Source organism: Microbulbifer maximicatervae (SeqCode), from assembly GCF_052467225.1.
In genome coordinates this window covers 526,997-548,279 of sequence record NZ_CP174303.1, presented here as the reverse complement: position 1 = coordinate 548,279, position 21,283 = coordinate 526,997, and the positions used below count along the sequence as shown (strand labels likewise).

20 protein-coding genes are annotated in these 21,283 nt (G+C 51.4%); 11 read left to right on the top strand and 9 right to left on the bottom strand.

Going from position 1 to position 21,283, the window contains the following annotated elements:
- Nucleotides 1–64 precede the first annotated feature (64 nt).
- From ACJJIZ_RS02345 to def, 5 genes are all read right to left on the bottom strand, one after another.
- Nucleotides 65–1,516: a TrkH family potassium uptake protein gene (locus ACJJIZ_RS02345; RefSeq protein WP_282930546.1), complete on the bottom strand. Its 1,452-nt coding sequence runs from the start codon at nucleotides 1,514–1,516 to the stop codon at nucleotides 65–67.
- 86 nt (nucleotides 1,517–1,602) lie between these two features.
- A complete protein-coding gene (gene trkA / locus ACJJIZ_RS02340; protein ID WP_282930545.1) occupies nucleotides 1,603–2,988 on the bottom strand; it encodes a Trk system potassium transporter TrkA in 1,386 nt (461 codons plus the stop codon).
- 30 nt (nucleotides 2,989–3,018) lie between these two features.
- A complete protein-coding gene (rsmB, locus tag ACJJIZ_RS02335) occupies nucleotides 3,019–4,326 on the bottom strand; it encodes a 16S rRNA (cytosine(967)-C(5))-methyltransferase RsmB (RefSeq protein WP_444915103.1) in 1,308 nt (435 codons plus the stop codon).
- Between the two features lie 2 nt (nucleotides 4,327–4,328).
- Nucleotides 4,329–5,276: a methionyl-tRNA formyltransferase gene (gene fmt / locus ACJJIZ_RS02330; protein ID WP_444915102.1), complete on the bottom strand. Its 948-nt coding sequence runs from the start codon at nucleotides 5,274–5,276 to the stop codon at nucleotides 4,329–4,331.
- A 75-nt stretch (nucleotides 5,277–5,351) separates the two neighbouring features.
- Nucleotides 5,352–5,858, bottom strand: coding sequence for a peptide deformylase (gene def / locus ACJJIZ_RS02325; RefSeq protein WP_444895582.1), 507 nt, complete (start codon nucleotides 5,856–5,858; stop codon nucleotides 5,352–5,354).
- A gap of 183 nt (nucleotides 5,859–6,041) precedes the next feature.
- Between def and ACJJIZ_RS02320 the strand changes: the two genes are divergently transcribed.
- From ACJJIZ_RS02320 to ACJJIZ_RS02285, 8 genes are all read left to right on the top strand, one after another.
- Nucleotides 6,042–7,124 carry a LysM peptidoglycan-binding domain-containing protein gene (locus ACJJIZ_RS02320; RefSeq protein WP_444915101.1) on the top strand — a complete coding sequence of 361 codons (1,083 nt, stop codon included), beginning with the start codon at nucleotides 6,042–6,044 and terminating at the stop codon, nucleotides 7,122–7,124.
- Between the two features lie 78 nt (nucleotides 7,125–7,202).
- Nucleotides 7,203–8,369 carry a DNA-processing protein DprA gene (gene dprA, locus ACJJIZ_RS02315; protein ID WP_444915100.1) on the top strand — a complete coding sequence of 389 codons (1,167 nt, stop codon included), beginning with the start codon at nucleotides 7,203–7,205 and terminating at the stop codon, nucleotides 8,367–8,369.
- Between the two features lie 127 nt (nucleotides 8,370–8,496).
- Nucleotides 8,497–9,930 (top strand): catalase, encoded by a 1,434-nt coding sequence (locus ACJJIZ_RS02310; RefSeq protein ID WP_444915099.1) that lies wholly within the window; start codon nucleotides 8,497–8,499, stop codon nucleotides 9,928–9,930.
- Between the two features lie 295 nt (nucleotides 9,931–10,225).
- Complete coding sequence (locus ACJJIZ_RS02305) at nucleotides 10,226–10,792, top strand: L-threonylcarbamoyladenylate synthase (protein WP_444906778.1); 567 nt, start codon at nucleotides 10,226–10,228, stop codon at nucleotides 10,790–10,792.
- 27 nt (nucleotides 10,793–10,819) lie between these two features.
- Complete coding sequence (hemF, locus tag ACJJIZ_RS02300) at nucleotides 10,820–11,725, top strand: oxygen-dependent coproporphyrinogen oxidase (RefSeq protein WP_444915098.1); 906 nt, start codon at nucleotides 10,820–10,822, stop codon at nucleotides 11,723–11,725.
- 30 nt (nucleotides 11,726–11,755) lie between these two features.
- The gene (locus ACJJIZ_RS02295; protein ID WP_413663901.1) at nucleotides 11,756–12,205 is read left to right on the top strand and encodes a DUF6841 family protein; all 450 of its coding nucleotides are present in this window, start codon (nucleotides 11,756–11,758) and stop codon (nucleotides 12,203–12,205) included.
- A complete protein-coding gene (gene aroE, locus ACJJIZ_RS02290; RefSeq protein ID WP_444915097.1) occupies nucleotides 12,202–13,035 on the top strand; it encodes a shikimate dehydrogenase in 834 nt (277 codons plus the stop codon). The genes ACJJIZ_RS02295 and aroE overlap by 4 nt, the downstream gene beginning before the upstream one ends.
- Before the next feature lie 15 nt (nucleotides 13,036–13,050).
- Nucleotides 13,051–13,452, top strand: coding sequence for a hypothetical protein (locus ACJJIZ_RS02285; RefSeq protein WP_282930533.1), 402 nt, complete (start codon nucleotides 13,051–13,053; stop codon nucleotides 13,450–13,452).
- A gap of 32 nt (nucleotides 13,453–13,484) precedes the next feature.
- Here ACJJIZ_RS02285 and ACJJIZ_RS02280 read toward each other — a convergent pair whose 3' ends face one another.
- The 3 genes from ACJJIZ_RS02280 to ACJJIZ_RS02270 all read right to left on the bottom strand — a co-directional run bounded on the left by ACJJIZ_RS02280 (nucleotide 13,485) and on the right by ACJJIZ_RS02270 (nucleotide 15,577).
- Entirely contained in the window at nucleotides 13,485–14,003 is a 519-nt protein-coding gene (locus ACJJIZ_RS02280) for a carboxymuconolactone decarboxylase family protein (RefSeq protein ID WP_444915096.1), read from the bottom strand.
- A gap of 85 nt (nucleotides 14,004–14,088) precedes the next feature.
- The gene (locus ACJJIZ_RS02275; protein WP_444915095.1) at nucleotides 14,089–15,003 is read right to left on the bottom strand and encodes a LysR family transcriptional regulator; all 915 of its coding nucleotides are present in this window, start codon (nucleotides 15,001–15,003) and stop codon (nucleotides 14,089–14,091) included.
- Between the two features lie 19 nt (nucleotides 15,004–15,022).
- Nucleotides 15,023–15,577, bottom strand: coding sequence for a gamma carbonic anhydrase family protein (locus ACJJIZ_RS02270; protein WP_444892455.1), 555 nt, complete (start codon nucleotides 15,575–15,577; stop codon nucleotides 15,023–15,025).
- A gap of 65 nt (nucleotides 15,578–15,642) precedes the next feature.
- Between ACJJIZ_RS02270 and ACJJIZ_RS02265 the strand changes: the two genes are divergently transcribed.
- From ACJJIZ_RS02265 to ACJJIZ_RS02255, 3 genes are read left to right on the top strand one after another with little or no spacing between them, the layout of a single operon-like run.
- Nucleotides 15,643–17,691 (top strand): M3 family metallopeptidase, encoded by a 2,049-nt coding sequence (locus tag ACJJIZ_RS02265; RefSeq protein ID WP_444915094.1) that lies wholly within the window; start codon nucleotides 15,643–15,645, stop codon nucleotides 17,689–17,691.
- A 35-nt stretch (nucleotides 17,692–17,726) separates the two neighbouring features.
- Nucleotides 17,727–18,005: a YheV family putative zinc ribbon protein gene (locus tag ACJJIZ_RS02260; RefSeq protein ID WP_282930528.1), complete on the top strand. Its 279-nt coding sequence runs from the start codon at nucleotides 17,727–17,729 to the stop codon at nucleotides 18,003–18,005.
- Nucleotides 18,002–18,832 carry a hypothetical protein gene (locus tag ACJJIZ_RS02255; protein WP_444915093.1) on the top strand — a complete coding sequence of 277 codons (831 nt, stop codon included), beginning with the start codon at nucleotides 18,002–18,004 and terminating at the stop codon, nucleotides 18,830–18,832. Before ACJJIZ_RS02260 ends, ACJJIZ_RS02255 begins: the two co-directional genes overlap by 4 nt.
- A gap of 211 nt (nucleotides 18,833–19,043) precedes the next feature.
- Here the strand turns inward: ACJJIZ_RS02255 and ACJJIZ_RS02250 are convergent, their stop codons facing one another.
- Complete coding sequence (locus tag ACJJIZ_RS02250; protein WP_444915092.1) at nucleotides 19,044–20,330, bottom strand: MATE family efflux transporter; 1,287 nt, start codon at nucleotides 20,328–20,330, stop codon at nucleotides 19,044–19,046.
- Between the last annotated feature and the right edge of the window lie 953 nt (nucleotides 20,331–21,283).

Here is a 21,283-nt window from a genome sequence, read left to right as displayed (position 1 = left end):
AGCAACTGTGGCAGAAATTAAAAAATATTGCCACGCGTTAGCGTGGCCATGACATCTTGTGTCGTTAGTGGCGCCAAAAAGCTGGGGTAAGTAGTACTAGCAGGGTAAATATTTCCAAGCGTCCCATCAGCATCGCCAGGATAAGAAACCATTTGGCGACTTCATTAACCGCGCCATAGTGGGCAGCGGCTTCGCCGAGGGCGGGGCCGATATTACTCAGGCAGGAGGCTACTGTCGTAACGGAGGTGACAAAGTCCTCACCGGTGGCGATGACGATAATGGCGAGGATAAAAAAGGATGAAACATAGACCGCAAAGAAGCCCCACACAGCGTCGGTAACTCGATCGGGGACAATTTTGCGGTTGATCTTGATAGGGATAACTGCATTGGGGTGTACCAGGCGATTCAGCTCGCGCATACCGGACTTCATAATCAGCATACCGCGCACCGCCTTAATGCCCCCCGAGGTTGAGCCGGCGCAGGCACCGAGAATACCTAACAGCAAGAGGACGTAGGGTAAGAATACTGGCCAGGCTGAGAAATTTTCCGAGGCGAAGCCGGCAGTGGTGCTGATCGAGACCACCTGGAAGAAACCGTGTAGCAGGCTGTTACCGGGGGAGAAGATATTCAATATCCACAGGTAACAGCTGATCAACAGGCCGGCACCGAGAATCAGCATAACGTAGAAGCGGAATTCTGAGTCGCGCCAATAGTGGCTGAGGGTCCTGTTGCGAAATGCGAAGAAATGCAGACCGAAGTTAATGGCAGCAGTAAACATAAACACGATACAAATAATCATGATCGCGCGGTTGTGGGCGTAGAACCCCATACTGGCATCGTGGGTGGAGAAGCCTCCATTGGCCACAGTGGAAAACGCATGGCCAACGGCGTCGAATACCGTCATGCCGGCCCACCAATAGCCGATGCCGCAGAGGATTGTAAGAATTACATAAATAACAATTAGTGCCCGCGCTGTCTCGGCAATACGCGGAGTCAATTTGGTATCTTTTACCGGGCCGGGAATTTCTGCCTTATACAGCTGCATACCACCGATACCCAGCATCGGCAGGATGGCCAGGGCGATAACAATTACGCCGATACCGCCAAACCACTGCAACTGCTGGCGGTAGTAGAGAATGGCAGGAGGCAGTGAGTCCAACCCGGTAATCACCGTGGCGCCGGTGGTTGTTAGCCCTGAGATGGATTCAAAAATAGAGTCGGTGATACTCAAGTCAGGCTGTGGGCTGATAATAAAGGGCAGGGCACCGAAGCTGCCCAGTACCAGCCAGAACAAAGATGTCACTACGAACCCGTCCCGGGTGCGCAGGTCTTCGCGCAAATCGTGCACTGGCAGCCACATAAACAGGCCGGTGATCAGAGTGATGACAAAGGCTGCGACAAATGCGCTGTGAGTACCATCTTCATACCACAGGGATACGCCAATCGGCGGCAGCAGAGTCAGGCTGAACACCGTCAAGAGAATTCCAAAAACTCGCGCAATTACCGCAATTCGCATTGGCGCCTATCAGCCTATCGTTATTTGTTGCAATGTTATCTGGACGGCGGAGACCGTTATCGCCGGAAAACGAAAATATTATTTGCTCAGAAAAAGCCAAAACCAACTTGGAACAGCTGTTCTACATGGCGGGTCTGGCGGCGGTCGATAAGGAAGACAATCACGTGGTCATCGCTTTGCACAATGACATCATCGTGTGCCATCAAAACTTCGCTGCCATTTTCCGTTTCCCGTACTATGGCGCCAATCGAGGCGCCCTCGGGTAAGTCGATATCTTCGATCTTGCGCCCCACCACCTTGGATGTGCGCTCGTCACCGTGGGCGATAACCTCAATGGCTTCAGCTGCACCTCGACGCAGGGAGTGGACGTTGACCATATCTCCTCGGCGCACATGGGTGAGCAGGCTGCCGATCGTATTTTGCTGCGGTGAGATGGCAATATCGATTTCACCGCCCTGTACCAGGTCCACATAAGCGCGGTTATTGATCAGCGTCATCACTTTGCGTGCGCCCAGACGCTTGGCCAATAGTGACGACATGATATTAGCCTCGTCGTCATTGGTCAGGGCAAGAAAAACATCGGTATCTTCGATGCTCTCTTCCAGCAGCAACTCCTGATCGGAGGCGCTCCCGTGCAGGATAATGGTGTGAGACAGCTCCTCGGATAAAAATACACAGCGCTCGTGGCTCTGCTCAATAATTTTTACCGAATAGCGATTCTCCAGCCGGGTGGCCAAGCGCAAACCAATATTGCCGCCGCCGGCGATCACCACTCGTTTATAACCGTGTTCCAATCGACGCAGTTCGCTCATTACCGCGCGAATATCTGCTCGCGCGGCAATAAAGAACACTTCATCGCCGGCTTCAATCACCGTATCACCCTGGGGAATAATTGGCCGGTTGCGGCGATAAATCGCTGCAACCCGGGTATCTACCTTGGGCATATGCTCGCGCAAATAGCGCAGTTGGTGCCCAACAAGAGGCCCGCCCTGAACGGCTAAAACCGTTACCAGCTGTACGCGACCGCCGGCAAAATCCAACACCTGCAAGGCACCGGGATGTTCCATCAGGCGGGAGATATACTCTGAAACCAGTTGCTCCGGGCTGATCAGTACATCGATAGGGATGGCCTGGGTATCGAATAATTCCGGGTATTGCAGATAGGAGGAGGCTCGTACCCGGGCGATTTTGGTGGGTACGCGAAACAGAGAGTGCGCAATCTGGCAGGCCGCCATATTGGTCTCATCGTTATTGGTGACTGCAACCAGGATATCCGCATCTTCAATCCCGGCTTCCATCAGAATATCCGGGTGAGAGGCGTGGCCCAGTACCACGCCGATATCGATGCGGTCGCGCAGTTCGCGCAGGGTTTTCTCGTCGCTGTCCACCAGGACAATATCATTGCGCTCGGAGGCCAGGGCCTCCGCAAGAGAGCCGCCCACCTGGCCGGCGCCGAGAATGACAATTTTCATATCGGATGAGACTCGCGACTAGCGACGTCGTTATTCAGCTTTGCTCAGCAGAGCGTAGTAGAAACCGTCACCGCCGCCGGTTTGGGGTAGAAGCTGCATACCGGCAACTTGTTTCTCGCCCCAGGGCTTATCGTTTAGCAGTTCAGGGGTATTGTCGCTCGCATCCTCTGTCTCCGCAATGAACGCTGCGACGACTTCGCTGTTTTCCGTCGGTAGGCTGGAACAGGTGGCGTAAAGCAACTGCCCACCCGGTTTAACCAGGGGCCACAGAGCGCGCAGGATCTTGCCCTGCAAAGCCACTAACTCGGCAATGTCTGCTTCCCGGCGCAATAGTTTGATATCCGGGTTGCGGCGAATTACCCCGGTTGCCGAACAGGGTGCGTCCAGTAGTATCTGGTCGTATTGCTGCCCGTCCCACCACTCATTCGGAGACGTGGCATCGGCACAGATAAGCTCGGCACTCTGCCCGTTGCGCTCGAGGTTTTCCTCGACCCGCACCAGGCGGTCCTCCTCAATATCCAACGCGCTCAACTGAATGCTGGATTCCTGCTCCAATAAGTGGCAACTCTTGCCTCCAGGTGCCGCACACGCGTCCAACACCCGGGCATTTTCCTGCGGCTGTAACAGCAGCGCCGCTAATTGTGCGGACTCATCCTGAACACTGACCAAGCCCTCGGCAAAGCCCGGTAGCACTGTGACTGAAACCGGCTCAACCAGGGTGATACCGACCGGGGAAATAGTACAGGGCTCGGCGGAGAGGCCGGTTTCATCGAGCTGTTGTAAATAGTCCTCGCGCGAGATCTTGGCAGTATTTACCCGCAAGGTCATGGGTGGGTTGGCATTGTTGGCGCGGAAGATGTCTGACGCCTTCTCAGGCCAGGCGGCTTTAATCTGCTGCTGTAACCAGGCCGGGTGCATAGAGCTGAACTGTGGATTGCCGGACAGCTTGCGCTGAAGCTGCTCACTGTTGCGCAGGGCGTTGCGCAGCACCCCGTTGATCAGCCCGGTCGCTCTGTCCAGACCGAGGCTGCGCGCGGCATTGACGGTTGCAGATATGGCGGCGTGATCGGGGATGCGAGTGTACTCGAGCTGGTAGATGCCCAGCAGGATCAGTGCATTGACCTCAATATCCGAGACTTTTTTACGCAGTAACTTGGCGGCGATCAATTGCAGGCGCGGTGCCGTGCGGGCACTGCCGTAACAGAGCTCCCGCAACAGGGGGCGATCGCGCTCCTCGACTTTGTCCTCGGCGGCAGGCAGAAGTCTTGCCAACGAGCCACGTTCTTCCAGCAGTGAGGCGATAACTCGGGCGGCCTCGGCGCGTACATCTCTGCTCATAATTATCCCAGTTTGGTACCCGGGGCGAACTGCTCCCGGTAGCCTTTCAAAATTTCTGCTGCGGGAAGCGCTTTTTTACCCGGTAGCTGTATTAATTGGAGGCGCAGGGCCTCGCGGCCGCAGGCCACTAAAATACCTTCGTCGTCACTGGAGAGAATGGTACCGGGCTGATCACTGTGACAGCCCTGTTCGATGGCGGCGCTATAGATACGCAGGCGCTGCTCGCCTTTCTTGTCCCGATAAGTGCTCCAGCACACCGGGAAGGGGTTAAAAGCGCGTATCAATCGATGTAGTTCAGCAGCGGGGCGCTGCCAGTCGATCTGCGCCTCTTCCTTGGTAATTTTGTTGGCGTAGTTAGCCTGGGTATCGTCTTGTACCTGAGGTTTGGCACTGCCACTTTCCAGTAGAGCCAAGGCCTGGAGGAGGGATGGGCCGCCGAGTTCCGCCAGCTTGTCGTGCAAACTGCCACCGGTATCGGACTCAGTAATCGCGCAGCGGCTTTCCACCAAAACTGGGCCGGTATCCAGGCCCGCCTCCATTTGCATAATGGCGACACCACTTTCATTGTCACCCGCTTCCACCGCGCGTTGGATCGGTGCGGCACCGCGCCAGCGCGGCAACAAAGAGGCGTGCACATTGATACAGCCCAGACGCGGGGTATCCAGCACCACCTGCGGCAGTATCAGGCCGTAGGCCACCACCACCATAATATCCGCTCCAAGGGCAGTGAGCTCCGCCTGGGCCGTCTCGTCGCGCAGGCTCAGGGGTTGGTACACCGGGATTTTGTGGGAGAGTGCCAGCTGTTTCACCGGGCTGGCGAGCAATTTCTTACCGCGCCCAGCCGGCCTGTCCGGTTGGGTGTAAACGGCAATGACATTGTGCTCGCTGTCGAGCAGCGCTTGCAGGTGCACGGCGGCAAAGTCCGGTGTGCCGGCAAAAATAATATTCACTGACTTGCTCTCAGGTAATGGGGGTGGGAGAGCTGCCGTAAGGCGGCAGCTCCAGGCTCCTGCGGCTGGCGCAGATCAGGCGCGGCGGCGCTGGGACTTTTCCAGCTTAGAGCGGATGCGGTTGCGCTTCAGCGGGGAGATATAATCCACGAAGAGCTTACCATCCAAATGATCGACTTCATGTTGGATACAGACCGCCAGTAATCCCTCGGCCTCCAGGGCAAAAGGTTCGCCATTGCGGTCCAGGGCCTTTACACGCACTTTGCGCGGGCGCTCCACCGTTTCGTAGAAACCGGGCACTGACAAGCAGCCCTCGTCGTACTGATGGATCTCCGGGTCCAGCACTTCGATTTCGGGATTGATAAACCCGTAAGGTTCATTGCCGTCTTCGGATATATCCACTACCACAATGCGCTCCTGCGCATTGACTTGGATAGCGGCGAGGCCGATACCGGGCGCGGCGTACATGGTTTCAAACATGTCGTCGAGCAATTGGCGGTGGGCGTCGGTCACTTCAGCGACGGGTTTAGCGATCTCGCGCAGGCGCGGATCGGGAAATTCCAGTATCTCGAGTTTAGCCATAACACCTGTGACAAACTTCTAGTATTCGTTGAACGTGCGCTGATAACATTATGATCGCGCTCAAAATTTACCGAGTGGACCCCTGTTTTTGCTGGCGCTATGCGCCCGGGTCCGGTCTCGCTCCCTTCACGGGAGTGGCCCGGCGCTGAGAATTATAGCGATAAAGAGCATAGGAATGCTTCCATGAAAAAAATTATCCTGGCCGCGATCTCGTTGTTAGCGGTTGCCCTTGGTGTCGAAGCACAGGATCAGGTTCGCCTGAACCCCAGTCACCCCGACGCTTATGTGGTGCAAAAGGGCGATACGCTCTGGGATATTTCCAGTCAGTTTCTGGTGCAACCCTGGTACTGGCCGGAGATTTGGCAAGTGAACCCACAGGTGGAAAACCCCCACCTGATTTATCCGGGAGATAGCCTGCGCCTTGTTTATGTCGACGGTCAACCACAGCTACAGCTGCAACGCGGCCCTCGAGCCTATCAACTGTCCCCGGGCGTTGATGACAACCGCCTGTCGCCTTCGATCCGACGCCAGGCAGTTGAGGATGCAATTCCGGCAATTCCGCTAGATGCGATCAATGCTTTTTTATCGCGGACTCGTATTGTAGAGCCCGGTGCTTTTGAGGGGACTCCCTATGTAGTTTCTGGGTCAGAAAATCATATTTTGATGGGTGCTGGAGATATCCTCTATGCTCGCGGTGATTTTGCGGCGCCATTACCTTCGTACGGGCTCTATCGCCCTGGTCCTATTTATACTGACCCAGTATCTGGTGAAGTCCTCGGGCGTCAGGCACTTGGCATAGGTACTTTAGACTTGTTGCAGCTGGACCCAGATAGCAATCCGGATAACAACTCGAATTTTTCTATAGCGACAATGGGCGTGCGTAACACTTCTCGTGAGGTTCGTCTTGAAGATCGGTTGATGCCCGTAGAAGAGCGCTCAATTGATGCGCTGTTCCACCCTAGCGCACCGGGTGTCACGGTTGATGGGGTGATTGTAGGTGTTGATGAAGGGGTAAACCAAATTGGTAAGTTTGATGTTGTTATCTTGAATTCGGGAGACAGAGACGGCTTGCAACCCGGTAATGTCCTGGCGATATACAAAGCGGGTTCAACAGTACGCGACCGTATTGCTGGTGACGTGGTGAAGCTCCCAGATACCCGCGCTGGTGAGTTGATGGTATTCCGCACCTTTGAAAAAATGAGCCTAGCCCTGGTACTGGATGCCCGTCGCCCGCTGGCAGTGATGGATATGGTGCGCAACCCCTAAGCGATCCCAGAAAATCTCGCGGCAGGTGTTGCTGTTTGCCCTGCCGCATAACCTTCAAAACAGAAAATGGTAAGTCGCATGGATGCATTGACCGCTACTATGGCGTTGCTGCGTCTTGAGGGAATTGGCCCAGCTCGCTACTGGCAATTACTGGAGTACTTTGCCACTGCCGAAGAGGCTCTCCACCAGTTTCCTCAACCTCTTCTGGAAAAGTTATCACCGCGGGCCCAAACCCAGTGGCGGGGGTTTTCCAGCCGATCTGCCGCCAGTGAACTCATCGATTGGGTTAAGCGCGAGCGGGCCCGCTGTGCAGACCTGGGCGTGCAGCTGATTTGTCACAGTGATCCCGATTATCCCGCCCTGTTATCGGAGACTTCACGCCCCCCGCCTGTGCTCTATATTCGTGGTGAAAGAAGCGCTTTGAATCTACCGCAGGTAGCGATGGTGGGTGCCCGTCGGGCCACAGTGGCGGGTCTAGATAATGCCCGGGCCTTCGCCGCGGAATTGGCAGGTTCCGGATTTGCTATCACTTCCGGGCTGGCTCTGGGTGTGGATGCTGCAGCTCACAGAGGGGCGCTGCGGGGAGGGGGTGCTACGATCGCTGTGTTGGGTAGTGGAGTTGACTGCATTTATCCAAAACACAATCGCCCCCTGGCGGAGGACATTCTCGCTGCAGGCGGTGCTCTGGTCAGCGAATTGCCTATAGGCAGCAGTGCTGAGGCAAAGAACTTCCCTCGGCGGAACCGGATTATCAGTGGCCTTTCAATGGGGGTGTTACTGGTAGAAGCAGCGATGCGCTCAGGGTCTCTGATTACGGCGCGTTTGGCGCTGGAGCAGAATCGTGAGGTTTTTGCGATTCCAGGTTCTATCCACAACCCAATGGCCAGGGGTTGCCACCACTTGATTAAGGAAGGTGCGACACTGGTCGAAACCAGTGCAGATGTAGCTAGCCAGCTGGGCGGTTTACTGGCAGAGCCCACACCCACTGATCTTCCTCCCGCTAAACCACTGCCAGAGCTTCAGCAACAAGTCATCAGGGCGCTTGCCGGTGGGCCCCGAAGTATCGAACTTTTGTCGCGGGATACCGGAGTTGAGCCGGGTGATTTAATGGCTGTATTGATGGAATTGGAGTTAGAGGGCTTGGTGGAGCAACTCACAGGGTCTTACCAGCTAACTCTGAAGGGCAGCCGTTACACGGATGGGGAAAAACTGGCTAAAACTTGTGAGGAGTTAGTGAGTCTCTAAAGGTCTTACTGGGAAGTTACGAAGAGAATTAATCAGAAACTCCTTGTTGATGGTGTAGCCGCCGATCAATTCGCGCTGCTCTGGAGCAGCGTTAATACTCAGTGGATTCCAAAAGTGGAGTCTCATTATGGCGGATAAACCCAAACTCACCACTGATGCCGGCGCTCCGGTTCCCGATAATCAAAATAGCCTTACAGCGGGGCCAGATGGCCCGCTATTGATTCAAGATTATCAGCTTATCGAAAAACTGGCGCATCAAAATCGTGAGCGTATACCCGAGCGGGCGGTACATGCCAAAGGTTGGGGCGCCTATGGGGTTTTGAGGGTAACCGGTGATATTTCTAACTACACCTGTGCCCGGGTGCTGCAGCCTGGAGCAGAGACCCCACTGTTGGCTCGATTTTCAACTGTGGCCGGCGAGTTAGGTGCAGCTGATGCGGAACGGGATGTTCGTGGTTTTGCACTGAAGTTTTATACGGAGGAGGGCAATTGGGATTTGGTCGGCAACAATACGCCGGTCTTTTTTGTACGAGACCCCTACAAGTTCCCGGATTTTATCCACACACAAAAACGCCACCCCCGCACTCACTTGCGCTCCCCCACGGCCATGTGGGATTTCTGGTCGCTGAGTCCTGAGAGTCTTCACCAAGTGACCATACTGTTCTCCGATCGCGGTTTGCCCATATCTCCGGTGCATATGAATGGTTATGGCTCCCATACCTTCTCCCTGTGGAATCACAATGGGGAGCGTTTCTGGGTGAAATTTCATTTCAAGACCCAGCAGGGACATAGGTACTTCACCAATAAGGAGGCGGAAGCAGTAATTGGGCGCTCCCGGGAGAGTTACCAGGAGGTGATGTACAGTGCAATAGAAAACGGGGAATGCCCGAAGTGGACATTCCAGATTCAAGTCATGCCCGCAGCAGACCTTGGCAAAACAAGCTACAACCCCTTTGACCTCACCAAGGTTTGGCCCCACGGTGATTACCCACCTATCGATGTGGGAACCATGGAGTTGAATCGCAACCCGCAAGACTATTTTGCAGAAATCGAGCAGGCAGCTTTCTCTCCATCCAATATCGTACCGGGTATCGGTTTCTCGCCGGATAAGATGCTGCAGGCGCGTATATTCTCTTATGCCGATGCACATCGTCACCGCTTGGGAACTCACTATGAGAGTCTTCCAGTGAATGCACCGCGTTGTCCTGTCCATAATTATTATCGGGATGGTGAAATGAATAGTACGGGTATCCGCAGTGGCAATCCGGATGCCTTTTATGAGCCCAATAGTTTTTCTGGACCAGAGGAGGACCCAAAAGCGAAAGAACCCCCGTTACCAACATCCGGTGCGGCAGATAGATATGACCACCGCAAAGGCAATGAGGATTACAGTCAGGTTCGAGTTCTATTTGATTTGTTCGACGATGAACAAAAACAGCGCTTATATAACAATATTGCAGAAGCGATGGCGGGTGTACCGAATGAAATAATTAAGCGACAATTGGCTGAGTTCCACAAAGTACATCCCAGCTATGCCGCAGGGGTAAAAATGGCACTTTGAAGAGCGGTTCGCATGCCCTGTTCAATATGAATTGCCATGGGATTTGCTTTCGAACTGATTTCTGAGATGAGCGCGGGGGTTACATCTTGTGCGCAGTTGGGCAATTCGCTAGATTGTAGTGGTTCACCTCGCTCGGCAGTAAAGTAAGTCGGAAGAGAAGCCTTTTGGAGCGATCCTCGTGGATTTTGACTTCGACCTGCCTGTAGGAAAAGTTGCTTGGCGCCTTGGATAAACTCCATATTCCGTTGCAGCAAGATTGGCAGCGGCCTAAAAATGAAGTAAGACCAGCTTAAAAATGAAGTACTCACCACTTTCCGTAAAACAGGCTGCCCGGGCCCTGGCAGCGGGTGGTGTTATTGCCCATCCCACTGAATCTGTTTGGGGCTTGGCTTGCGATCCCAATAACCTGTTGGCTGTTAGGCGCCTGCTACAACTCAAGCATCGTCCGCTTGAAAAGGGTTTGATCCTGGTCTCCGGTGACAGAAGACATTTTGATCCGCTCCTTAGAAACCTTAGTGATCAACAACAGGAGCAGCTGGATTGCAGCTGGCCGGGACCGGTGACATGGCTCGTACCCCATCGGGGCTTAATTCCTGCCTGGGTCTGTGGAGTACATAAATCTGTGGCCCTGCGCTGCACCGATCACCCGTTTACTGCTGCGTTAACACGCGCCTTTGGCGGTGCTATCGTATCCACTTCAGCAAACCCGGCCGGGTCTCAGCCCGCCCGTAATAAGTACCAGGTACTACGCTATTTCGGCCGCGACCTCGACTTTGTCGGCGGCGGCTCGACCGGCGGCCGCAGCGCCCCCAGTGAAATTCGCGATCTGCAAAGCGGCCGTGTGCTGAGGGCGGGTGCCTAACCTCAAACAGAGACGTAGTTTTCGCCTATGAGTGATATCGATACCAAGGAAGTAAAGGCCTATCTACTCGGCCTACAAGACCGTATTTGCAATGCCCTGAGCGAAGAAGACGGCCAGTCATTTCGTGAGGACAACTGGGACAGGCCCGGTGGTGGCGGTGGTCGAACTCGAGTGCTGGAAGAGGGGAATCTGATCGAAAAAGGCGGAGTGAACTTTTCCCATGTTTATGGGGATGGACTCCCGCCTTCGGCCACGGCTAATCGCCCCGAACTGGCCGGTTGTTCTTTTGAAGCAATGGGCGTCTCCTTGGTCATTCACCCGCGCAACCCTTACGTACCCACTAGCCATGCAAACGTGCGTCTATTTGTGGCGAAAAAGCCAGGAGCTGAGCCCATCTGGTGGTTTGGTGGTGGCTATGATTTGACCCCGTATTACGGCTATCACGAGGATGCCGTACATTGGCACCAAACGGCCAAGCAGGCCTGTGAGCCTTTTGGCAGGGAGGTATACCCTCGCTTTAAGCAGTGGTGTGACAAATATTTCTACTTGAAGCATCGGGATGAAGCTCGGGGAGTCGGCGGACTCTTTTTCGATGATTTTAACGAAGGTGGCTACGACAATGCTTTTGCGCTTATGCGCGCTGTTGGCGATAGTTACTTGGAGGCTTATCTACCCATTGTGCAGAAGCGCAAAGAGGCTGCTTACGGTGAGCGCGAGCGTGAATTCCAACTCTACCGCCGTGGGCGCTATGTGGAATTCAACCTGGTCTTTGATCGTGGCACTCTGTTCGGATTGCAAAGTGGTGGGCGTACAGAATCCATTCTGATGTCCTTGCCGTCACTGGTGAGTTGGAAGTATGACTGGCAACCAGAGCCGGGATCTGCGGAAGAGAAGCTATACACTGATTTTCTGCCACACAGAGACTGGGTATAGCCAAGCAATTTGTCACAATGGAGGTTTGTTGTGCACCCATCGCGATTGGAAGGAATCAACTCCCTGTTTCTCGATTACAGGCGGCATTTTGAAACGGGAGATGTTGAGCAGATTGCTGACTTTTATCGTTTCCCACTGCACTACTACCGGGAAGATGGCGTAAAGCTCACCGTAGAACGGGATGAGTTTATCCAGCAGGTGGTTAAGCTCCTCAATGCTTATCGACGCCTTGGTGTCTGTCAGATTCTCGGCACTGTTACCGAGGTGATAGAGCTGAATAATTACAGCACCCTTGCGAGCTTGCGCTGGACCTTGTTACACCCGCAGGGGGAAGAAAAGGCGGTAGAGCTGTACAGCTCACAAACCCGCTATTTAGTCACCGAAGCTGCCGACGGCCTCAAAATTGACGGTTTAATAATTGTCGATGAAAGTGCCAAGATTCGTGAGGCAGCGAGAGAGCGCAAAAGGGCGGAATCATGAGTGACCGCTATGCGGTGGTGGGTAACCCTATAGAGCACTCCCTCTCACCGGAGATACACCGAGCCTTTGTCGCGCAAACAGGCGAGGATATCGATTACAGGAAACTGCTTGCCCCTCTGGATGGCTTTGTTGATTACGCGCGAACATTTTTTGCTGAGGGTGGTTGTGGCCTCAATGTGACGGTGCCCTTCAAGCTGCAAGCATTTGAGATGGCGGATAACTTGACCGAGCGGGCTGCGTCAGTGGGAGCGGTGAATACCTTGGCACTGGCCGAAGGTGGAAAGATTCTCGGCGACAACACCGACGGGACCGGCCTGGTATTTGATATTTGTACCAACTTGGGCTGGGAAATTAAGGATCGGAAAGTTCTCTTACTGGGAGCTGGCGGAGCCGCCCGGGGAGCATTGCTGCCAATCCTTGCGGAAAAACCAGCACATTTACATATTGCCAACCGCACCTCAGAAAAAGCGGTACAGCTTGCGGCAGAATTTTCCCAGTTGGGCGAATTAAGTGGTGGCGGCCTGGAGGAATTGAGAGGCTGCTACGACCTGATTATCAATGCGAGTTCCGCAAGCCTTGGCGGTGTGCTGCCGCCGCTTCCTGAAGGCTGTGTCGCCAGTCATGGTAAAGCTTACGACATGATGTACGCCGCCGAGCCAACGCCTTTTTTACAATGGGCGCGTGGACAGGGCGCAGAGAGTGCTGATGGCCTTGGGATGTTGGTAGAGCAGGCCGCTGAGTCATTTTTACTGTGGCGTGGTGTACGTCCTGAAACAGCGCCGATCATGGCCAAGTTGCGCCGGGCCCTCAATCAGACAACCGATAATTAAAAGAGAGAAAGCGTTGTGCGTGATATTGTGCGAAACCTGTCGATTTGTTTTGCTGTGGGGTGTTTCGGTGGGCTCTGCTATGCCGTGGGGCTATGGGCCATGGGGCGGTATGGCTTCACCCAGTTTCTAGGGGTAGATTTGGCGCCATCCCTGAGCAATGCCTACCTGTACCAGCGCGTAGTTTGGGGTGGAGTTTTCGGGCTGCTGTTTTTGTTGCCTTTGCGCAACGCCTGGTTAATAAGGGGCTTCCTCTTATCCCTGGTGCCGGCAGGGTTGATGCTGTTGTATCTTCTGCCGCAGAGAGGTTATGACTACGGTGCTCTGGTACTGGGACAAATGACGCCCCTGGTTATCGTTCTAGCTTGTGCCATTGGCGGCATAGGTGCATCGGCACTGCTGCGGCTACAGGGTAAATAGTGAGGAGGCCTTGGTTGCCAAGGCCTGCCACATCACTGTTTAAATTCGATCTCAACCAGGCTGCAGCTTTGGGTATATCCCATAGCCCGCTTGATTGTGGGGAAGACCGACGCGGTAGCGACGCTGACCCCCAGCTCGATTCTCTGTCGGTTATCCAGTTGTGCACCTATCCGTTCATTGAGAACAGGATCGATCGTTTTGTAGCTGGCCACGGCTGTTGCAAAATCAAAAATGTCCTGCAAGTTCTCAGGCAGGCCGCTGCCGCCTTGGATACAAGCTTTCACCAAGTGGGGTTCAACACCAGCCTCTAGGGCCATACGCACATTCAGTTGCAGGCACATGCCGCAATCAGCTACTTGCATTGCCGCTATCTTACTCACCCAAAAAACATCAATAGGTAAAAACTCCCTGTGCATGGATAGGGGCTGAAAATTTCTAAATTTTTCAAAGCCTTCAGGAGAGCCCTGAAGAAACTCGCGCAAGTAGTCCATGTCATAGCGGTATTTTTGGGAGAAGGCCTCCATTTCCTGGAGGTATTGCTCTTTCGACATAGTTTGGCTCCTAATCAAGTCGGATTGAGTCACAGACCATCGGCCTACAACGCCAAGTCTTATGTAAAAGCCTGATAGGTAAAAATTAGTTTCTATCGGATATTTCGATAGGTGGGCTGTAAAAGTTACCGTAGAGTCGCCGGGCCTCTCGGGCAAACCATTGCGCAGCTAAGCCTTGTGGCGTCTGCTTGGACCAGAGCAGATCCACACCGAGGCTCCAGGTATTGAGAGAACCGGTTAAGTTGAGCTCAACCAACCTGCCGCTTTTTAAAAAGGGCCGGGCCAGTTCGTAGGGCGCATTGACCCACCCAACCCCCTTACATGCCAGATCCAGGGCCTGTAGCAGAGAATCACTCCGCCAAGTCTGTGCAGAGAGCTGCCAACGGTACCTTTGGGATTCTGGTGCTGTGGTGATCTGTCGGTGCTGGGCCGCTTCATTCAATGAGGATTGTTTTTTCTGGGCAAGGGGATGTTCCGGGCAGGCCAGGCTAAGTACCCGCTGTTGTCCCAGGTTACTGGTATCCAGCGAGCTGGGATAGGAATCCCTTGAGGTGACAAAGGCAAAATCGGCTTCACCCAGTGTCACCTGCTGGACTGCTTCCTCCCCAGTAACACTGCCGAGCTGAAGCTCAGTATGCGGAAAGCGCTCGCTGAAAGTTACCAGCATATCGTTGAGTCGATCTGGCATTACCAGCTCTTCAAATAATATATTGAGCTGGGGCTCCTCTCCCCGCTGGAAGGAAATTGCCGCTTGTTGGAAGCGCTGCAACTGCCCCAACGATTGACGTGCTAATGGTAGTAATGCCAAAGCGGCGGCGGTGGGTTGGGGATATTTCCCTTCGCGGTTAAATAGAGTCAGCCCCAGGTCGAGTTCAAGATTTTGAATCAAGCTGCTTACAGAAGACTGAGCCCGGCCCACTTCGCGAGCAACCGCCGAAAAAGATCCGACTTCACAGGAGCGCACAAAAATATGCAGCTGGTCCATATTCAGGTTAAGCATAGCGGGGAGCCGGCTGTCACTATGGTTGCTGCTTAAGGAGATACTGATCTTTCAGTTTCACGTAGTTTTCAGCGGAATACTTAAAGAAAGCCTTTTCCTTGTCAGACAGGGGGCGCGCCTTTTTGCAGGGGGCGCCTACGTAGAGATAACCACTCTCCAGGGTTTTACCGGGCGGAACCAGTGCTCCGGCTGCCAGTACGACATCGTCCTCAATAATGGCTCCGTCGAGAACAATAGATCCGATACCAATTAAGATCCGGTTGCCGATGGTACAACCGTGCAGGCAGGCTTTATGACCGATAGTGACATCTTCGCCAATGGTCAGCGGCCAACCGTCGGCGTTGAATGGTCCCGCATGGGTGATATGGAGAACAGCCCCATCCTGTACACTGGTTCGCGCGCCGATGCGGATCTTATGCATATCACCGCGCACAACGGCCATGGGCCATACGGAGCAATCATCCCCCAGGGTAACGTCACCAATGACTGCGGATTGCGGATCGATATATACGCTGTCGCCAAGTTCTGGAAACTTCTCGCCGTGGGAATCATCGTGGCTGCGCAGTGGGGACATAAATAAGCTCCTGTACAATGAATCCTCTATCATAGCTTTATCCTAATTCGAGCACAGAGTCTTATATGTCCAATCCACTGTTGAATATCCCGCTGCTGCCGCCTTTTGATAATCTCGAGCCCGAGCAGGTGGAACCCGCCATCGCCGAACTGATTAAAACGTGTGAGCAAACCCTTCAACAGGGATTGGAGACCCCCAGCTGGGATAATACGCTGGTGCCTCTGGAGCAGGCGGAAGACCAGCTAAATCGAGCCTTCTCCCCAGTCAGTCACCTGAATAGCGTTGTAAGTGGCCCCTGGCGGGCGCCCTATGAGGCCGCTTTAGCCAAAGTGACGGCTTACTGGACAAAGCAGGGGCAAAATCGTGAACTTTACGACCTGTACCTCCAATTAATGCAGTCGCCCGAGTTTGTAAACTGGCCACAGGCACGCAAGAAGTCCTTGGAGCTGGGAGTCAGAGACTTTGAACTTGGTGGTGTAGGCCTTGAAGGAGAGGCCCGTGAAAAGTTTGCCGTTAACAGTCAGCGTTTGGCGGAGTTATCCAGCCAATTTGCCAACAATGTCCTCGATGCAACCAATGCCTGGACCTGGCATACAAATGATGAAGCTCAGCTTCAGGGGCTTCCTCAAACTGCTCTTGCCGCTGCACGGAATGCAGCTGAGGCAAAAGGCCTCGATGGGTGGCTGATTACCTTAGAGGGGCCCAGCTTTCTCGCTGTTATGACCCACGCTGAAAATAGATCTCTGCGTCGGGATGTCCATTTGGCTTTTGTTAGTCGCGCATCCGAAGTTGGTCCCCAGGCAGGTGAATACGATAACTCCGAAGTGATGGAGGCAATTCTCGCATTGCGCGCTGAACAGGCCAGTTTACTGGGAATGAACAGCTATGCGGAGTTGTCATTGGCCAGCAAAATGGCTCCAAATACAGAGCGGGTTTTGGAATTTCTACAGGATCTGGCAGAACGAGCCAGGCCAGCTGCCCAACGAGAAATGGCTGAGCTGAAAGCGTTTGCTGCAGACCAACTCAGTATTGAAGAGTTGCAACCATGGGATGTGGCCTGGGCTGCAGAAAAGCTCAAACAGCAGCGATACGCTATCAGCCAAGAGGAATTGAGGCCCTATTTCCCTTACGCCAAAGTCGTTGACGGCCTCTTTACTGTGGTGGATAAATTATTCGGAATCACAGTTGAAGAAGATACCAGCGTTGCTACTTGGCATGCCGACGTGCAGTTCTTTTGGCTGCTGAGAGATGGCGAAAAGATAGCTGGTTTCTATTTGGATGCGTTCGCGCGTGAGAAAAAGCGTGGCGGGGCCTGGATGGATACAGTAAGTAGTCGTCGCCACACGCTCAACGGACTCCAGTTGCCTATAGCTTATCTAGTATGTAATTTCAGTCCGGCTGCAGGTGATATCCCCTCACTTTTAACCCACACGGAAGTAACCACTTTATTCCATGAATTCGGCCATGGCCTCCACCATATGCTGACACAGATTGATGTGGCAGCAGTTTCTGGTATTAATGGTGTTGCTTGGGATGCGGTGGAAATGCCCAGCCAATTTCTGGAAAATTGGTGTTGGCAACCCCAGGCTATTTCCATAATTTCTGCACATTTCGAAACTGGAGAGGCCCTTCCCGAAGCTTTACTGAATAAAATGCTGGCAGCGAAAAATTTCCAGTCTGCCATGTTTACAGTACGCCAGTTGGAGTTTGCACTTTTTGATTTTCGCCTCCATGCCAGCGAAGAGGCATTGACCGCCGATAAAGTTCAGGTTTTACTGGATCAGGTACGAGCAGAGATTGCTGTTGTGCCTATCGCCGCAGAAAACCGCTTCCAAAATGCTTTTAGCCATATTTTTGCTGGTGGTTATGCCGCAGGATATTACAGCTATAAATGGGCAGAAGTGCTTTCGGCAGATGCTTTTTCTCTATTTGAGGAAGATGGTATCTTTAATAGAGAGACGGGAAATAAATTTCTGCACAGTATTTTGGAACAGGGTGGTAGCCGTGATGCGTTGGAGCTGTTTGTTCAATTCCGTGGACGAGAGCCGCAAATTGATGCCCTATTGCGTCACTCTGGTATCGAGCAGCAAGAGCTGAATATCAGTCCTGTGTAACGGATAAGTCAGTCATGAAATATTGAGTAGTAGTCATGATGAAGAAAGAAGATTCGGCTGAGTCTGGTAAGATCGTTAAAAAACGCTTTATTGCAGGGGCTGTGTGCCCCCGCTGTAGCGAAATGGATAAAATTATTAACTATCACAAGGATGGGAAAAATTATAGGGAATGTGTTGCCTGTGGGTTTAAGGATGAAATTCGATTGCAGTCAGCGCCAACAGAACTGTCTACTCGTGTTAACCAAGATACAGAGAAAGATATTCACGAGGAGCCAGTGAAACTTATCCAACCCACAAGTAGCCGTAAAAAGTGAAAAAAATATTTTTTATACTGGTGGTTTTTATTACGGTTGCGATCATAGGTCTCTATGGCCTTGATCGCCATCGAAAAAATACAGAACGGCAGAGAGAACAAGTTGCCTATCTACTAACGAGCTGTGTGAATCAGGGGATACTTACGTTATTCCGTTTACAGGCTAATGACTGGAAAGCCCATCCAGATTTTTACATTGAAGAGGAAAATAGGTTGGGAGTGGCTGTAAAAGCTTTACCTGATCAAATCCTTAAAGGAGAATCTTTTGAAAAGTGGAGACATGCAATAAAGATTTGTGACAAGCTCACAAGGAATAGCAATTTGCAACATGTCACTATTTTTCGCCCCCTAGGCGATTTCTCCGAAAAGGAAATCTCCAATATATATACCTTGAAAGATCGCGGTGCTCTGCGGAAGCGGGAAAAGACTATTCACGCACTATATGAATCAGCAGAAGCTGCTGCTCGCTATATGAAAGACCTAAAGCGTGATATCAACACGCAATTAAAAGCCTTTCGTTTTTCAGATGAAGAGCGCGAATTAACTCTTCAAAGAATCAGTTCTCAGGTTTTAGATAATTACCAACAAGGTAATTTTTCCAAAAAGCAGGCAGATACCTATCTGGAAAGGGTATCCCTTTTTTACAAAACCATGGCCGAGAACCCAAAGTCCTACAGTGTCCGAAACGGCAGCCTATATTTTTATAGCCAAGAATTAAAGCAGAAGGTTGAAGACTTATATAATGCTGTCATCCAGGGAGAAGGAGCGTTTTATGGAAATTTTAAGCAAATTTTAGTGCAAAAACAGGTGCGGTCTTCAAGCTATTAAAAATGTGAGCGGGCTTTATTATTTGTTGCTTTGCCCGGTCATTATTTACCAACCTGAGATTATAGCTTTAAATGTGTTTGTAGCATCATAAGAGATTTACTATTTTGATAGTGAGTAATCCTGACTGAAATAGTTAATTTCTCAATCTCAAAATTTGTCATATTCTGTTATTTATACATTAAAAAATAACTCTAAATATCCTGCCACAGTTTTACTGTAATTTACGTATCCAGGAATTGGTTACAGTGTAGTATTGAAAATATACTATGAGTCCTAAAGATCGTGCTCCGATCCACAAAAACAAGCTGAACCATATGCCTGTATTCCCCCAATCCCTTGTAAACCACCAGGCGGGAAAGAAAACCAGTACTGAGGCTATAAACATAGTATTACGCATATCGCGACTTTTCCCAGCACCGATAAAAACACCATCGAGCTGATAACTCCAAACCGCTAATAAAGGTAGTGCACAGAGCCACCAATATACCTGTTCCGCTTGGTGGATTACTGGTTTGATATCTGTAAATAAGGATAGAATCAAGGGTTTCCCTGAAACTAGTACCAGCGTAATCAGGACAGCGCTTCCCAGGGCCCACAAACCTGCACTGCGAACGGTATTTCTGAATAGAGCCGTTGATCTCTTTGCCATGGATTCCCCAACCAAGGCCTCGGTAGCATGAGCAAAACCATCCAGGGCATAGGAAGTCATCATTAATAACTGTATAAGAATAGCATTTGCAGCAAGTACATTATCACCTTGGGCTGCCCCTTGTGCAGTAAAAAAAGTGAGTGTTAGCAAGAGCAAACAGGTTCTTATAAATAAGTCTGTATTTATCTTTAAAAGATTGATCCATGGGGATGAATCGATCCAGGGGAGAAGTTTCTTCTGCCCAATTTCTTTGTGTACATAAGACCAGATATCAACATGAACCCTGGTAAGAAGATATAGACCCAGTAGAAATGCAAAAATATCAGCGAGTACGGTTGCCGCTGCTGCACCTTTTGCCCCTAGGCCCAGGCCAAGGATAAATAGGAAATCGAGGGCTATGTTCAGAAGATTGGCAGCGAAAAGTATATATAGAGGCGCACGGCTATCTTGTCGACCAATAAAAAAACCCAGAATGGCAAAGTTTGCCAGAGCCAGGGGGGCAGATAACAGACGTATTTGTAGGTAGGCCAGTGCGTGGGGTTGTGCTTCCTGACTGGCATTCATCCACTCAACGATATAGTAGATTAAAGGAGAGGCAACAATAAACAGAGTGATTCCCAACCCCATGGCTAATACTAGTGCACGTACTAACCATTGAATCCCAAGATCTGTACTCCGAGCCACCAGTCCGGTAGTACCCATGCGCAGAAACCCAAATGCCCATAAAAGCATCGACATTACGCTAGCCCCGATAGCTACACCGGATAGGTACTCTGCAGATGGGAGGTGACCAAGAATTGCGGTATCTACTATCCCGAGTAAGGGCACTGAAATATTACTCAGTATCATTGGCCAAGCCAGATTCCAGACGCGAGACATGGGTTGGGATTCAAGTTTTGTAGAAGAAGGCATAAGTCATAACAACTAACGGATAGATTGGCTTCTAGCCGAAATCGGAAAAAGAAAAGCTGTGCAGGCGGATTCTACCAATGGTAACAGTACAGAGCTGATAAGACCCTTTTCCTAAATCGGACTCCCAATACTGCTATTTGCAATTCATTTCGTAACGCTTACAAAATCGAAACGAAATATTTGGCGGAAAAATCATTTCGATTGATTGTAGATAGTACAGGATTCTGTATTGATCTGCCTGATAATCCTCAAGCTTATTGAAACTAATCTGCCTTGGTTGTGTGAAGCAGTCAGAATTTAGTATTAGGGATTAAAAATCGTTGTCAATCTGTGTAAAAGCAATCAGGGACACTTGAACCAGAGGGTTTATACTTCTCTTGGCAGCATTATTAATGCTTGATTAGTTGTCATCTTTCACCAAATAAATTGCCATGTCTCTATTTGGAGCGATATTTTTTCTACTTGTGGAAAAGTATCCTATCAAAGAGGTTAAATTTATTTGTTAATCACCGAATTTTTTCATAAAGCAGCAACGTTATTCAAAAATGATCCCGATTGACTTTTTTGTGTCGATGTGTTCCTTTTGTACCTGCAGTAGTTGCGACAAATAAAGAAACTGGTTGTTGGTTGTACCTTTCCGGACGACGACATCTGGAGTAAAAAATCTTTTACTAAGAATAACAAGTTGCACTGACGGCAGTAACGCGAGGTGGTCTCCTCGCCCAGTGTATGTAGTCTTGTGTTACTACAGTATGTCCACAAATTTTGTGTGGAATTAATCCTGTTAGGCAGTTGATACAGGTAAAATTCGCTTATCCGTGAAGGCCAGTGGCCAAAATAAAAATTACGGGTTTCCCTGAGAGACCCGCAACCACGGAGATCTGTAGGCG

Excerpts from the sequence above, each read along its gene's own strand:
- ACJJIZ_RS02265 (WP_444915094.1), top strand. The coding sequence starts at position 15,643 with ATGTCCAATCCACTGTTGAATATCCCGCTGCTGCCGCCTTTTGATAAT.
- rsmB (WP_444915103.1), bottom strand. The coding sequence starts at position 4,326 with ATGAGCAGAGATGTACGCGCCGAGGCCGCCCGAGTTATCGCCTCACTG.
- ACJJIZ_RS02310 (WP_444915099.1), top strand. The coding sequence starts at position 8,497 with ATGGCGGATAAACCCAAACTCACCACTGATGCCGGCGCTCCGGTTCCC.
- ACJJIZ_RS02270 (WP_444892455.1), bottom strand. The coding sequence starts at position 15,577 with ATGTCCCCACTGCGCAGCCACGATGATTCCCACGGCGAGAAGTTTCCA.
- ACJJIZ_RS02345 (WP_282930546.1), bottom strand. The coding sequence starts at position 1,516 with ATGCGAATTGCGGTAATTGCGCGAGTTTTTGGAATTCTCTTGACGGTG.
- ACJJIZ_RS02275 (WP_444915095.1), bottom strand. The coding sequence starts at position 15,003 with ATGCTTAACCTGAATATGGACCAGCTGCATATTTTTGTGCGCTCCTGT.
- ACJJIZ_RS02260 (WP_282930528.1), top strand. The coding sequence starts at position 17,727 with ATGATGAAGAAAGAAGATTCGGCTGAGTCTGGTAAGATCGTTAAAAAA.
- ACJJIZ_RS02280 (WP_444915096.1), bottom strand. The coding sequence starts at position 14,003 with ATGTCGAAAGAGCAATACCTCCAGGAAATGGAGGCCTTCTCCCAAAAA.
- hemF (WP_444915098.1), top strand. The coding sequence starts at position 10,820 with ATGAGTGATATCGATACCAAGGAAGTAAAGGCCTATCTACTCGGCCTA.
- ACJJIZ_RS02305 (WP_444906778.1), top strand. The coding sequence starts at position 10,226 with ATGAAGTACTCACCACTTTCCGTAAAACAGGCTGCCCGGGCCCTGGCA.
- aroE (WP_444915097.1), top strand. The coding sequence starts at position 12,202 with ATGAGTGACCGCTATGCGGTGGTGGGTAACCCTATAGAGCACTCCCTC.
- dprA (WP_444915100.1), top strand. The coding sequence starts at position 7,203 with ATGGATGCATTGACCGCTACTATGGCGTTGCTGCGTCTTGAGGGAATT.
- trkA (WP_282930545.1), bottom strand. The coding sequence starts at position 2,988 with ATGAAAATTGTCATTCTCGGCGCCGGCCAGGTGGGCGGCTCTCTTGCG.
- ACJJIZ_RS02320 (WP_444915101.1), top strand. The coding sequence starts at position 6,042 with ATGAAAAAAATTATCCTGGCCGCGATCTCGTTGTTAGCGGTTGCCCTT.
- ACJJIZ_RS02250 (WP_444915092.1), bottom strand. The coding sequence starts at position 20,330 with ATGATACTGAGTAATATTTCAGTGCCCTTACTCGGGATAGTAGATACC.
- def (WP_444895582.1), bottom strand. The coding sequence starts at position 5,858 with ATGGCTAAACTCGAGATACTGGAATTTCCCGATCCGCGCCTGCGCGAG.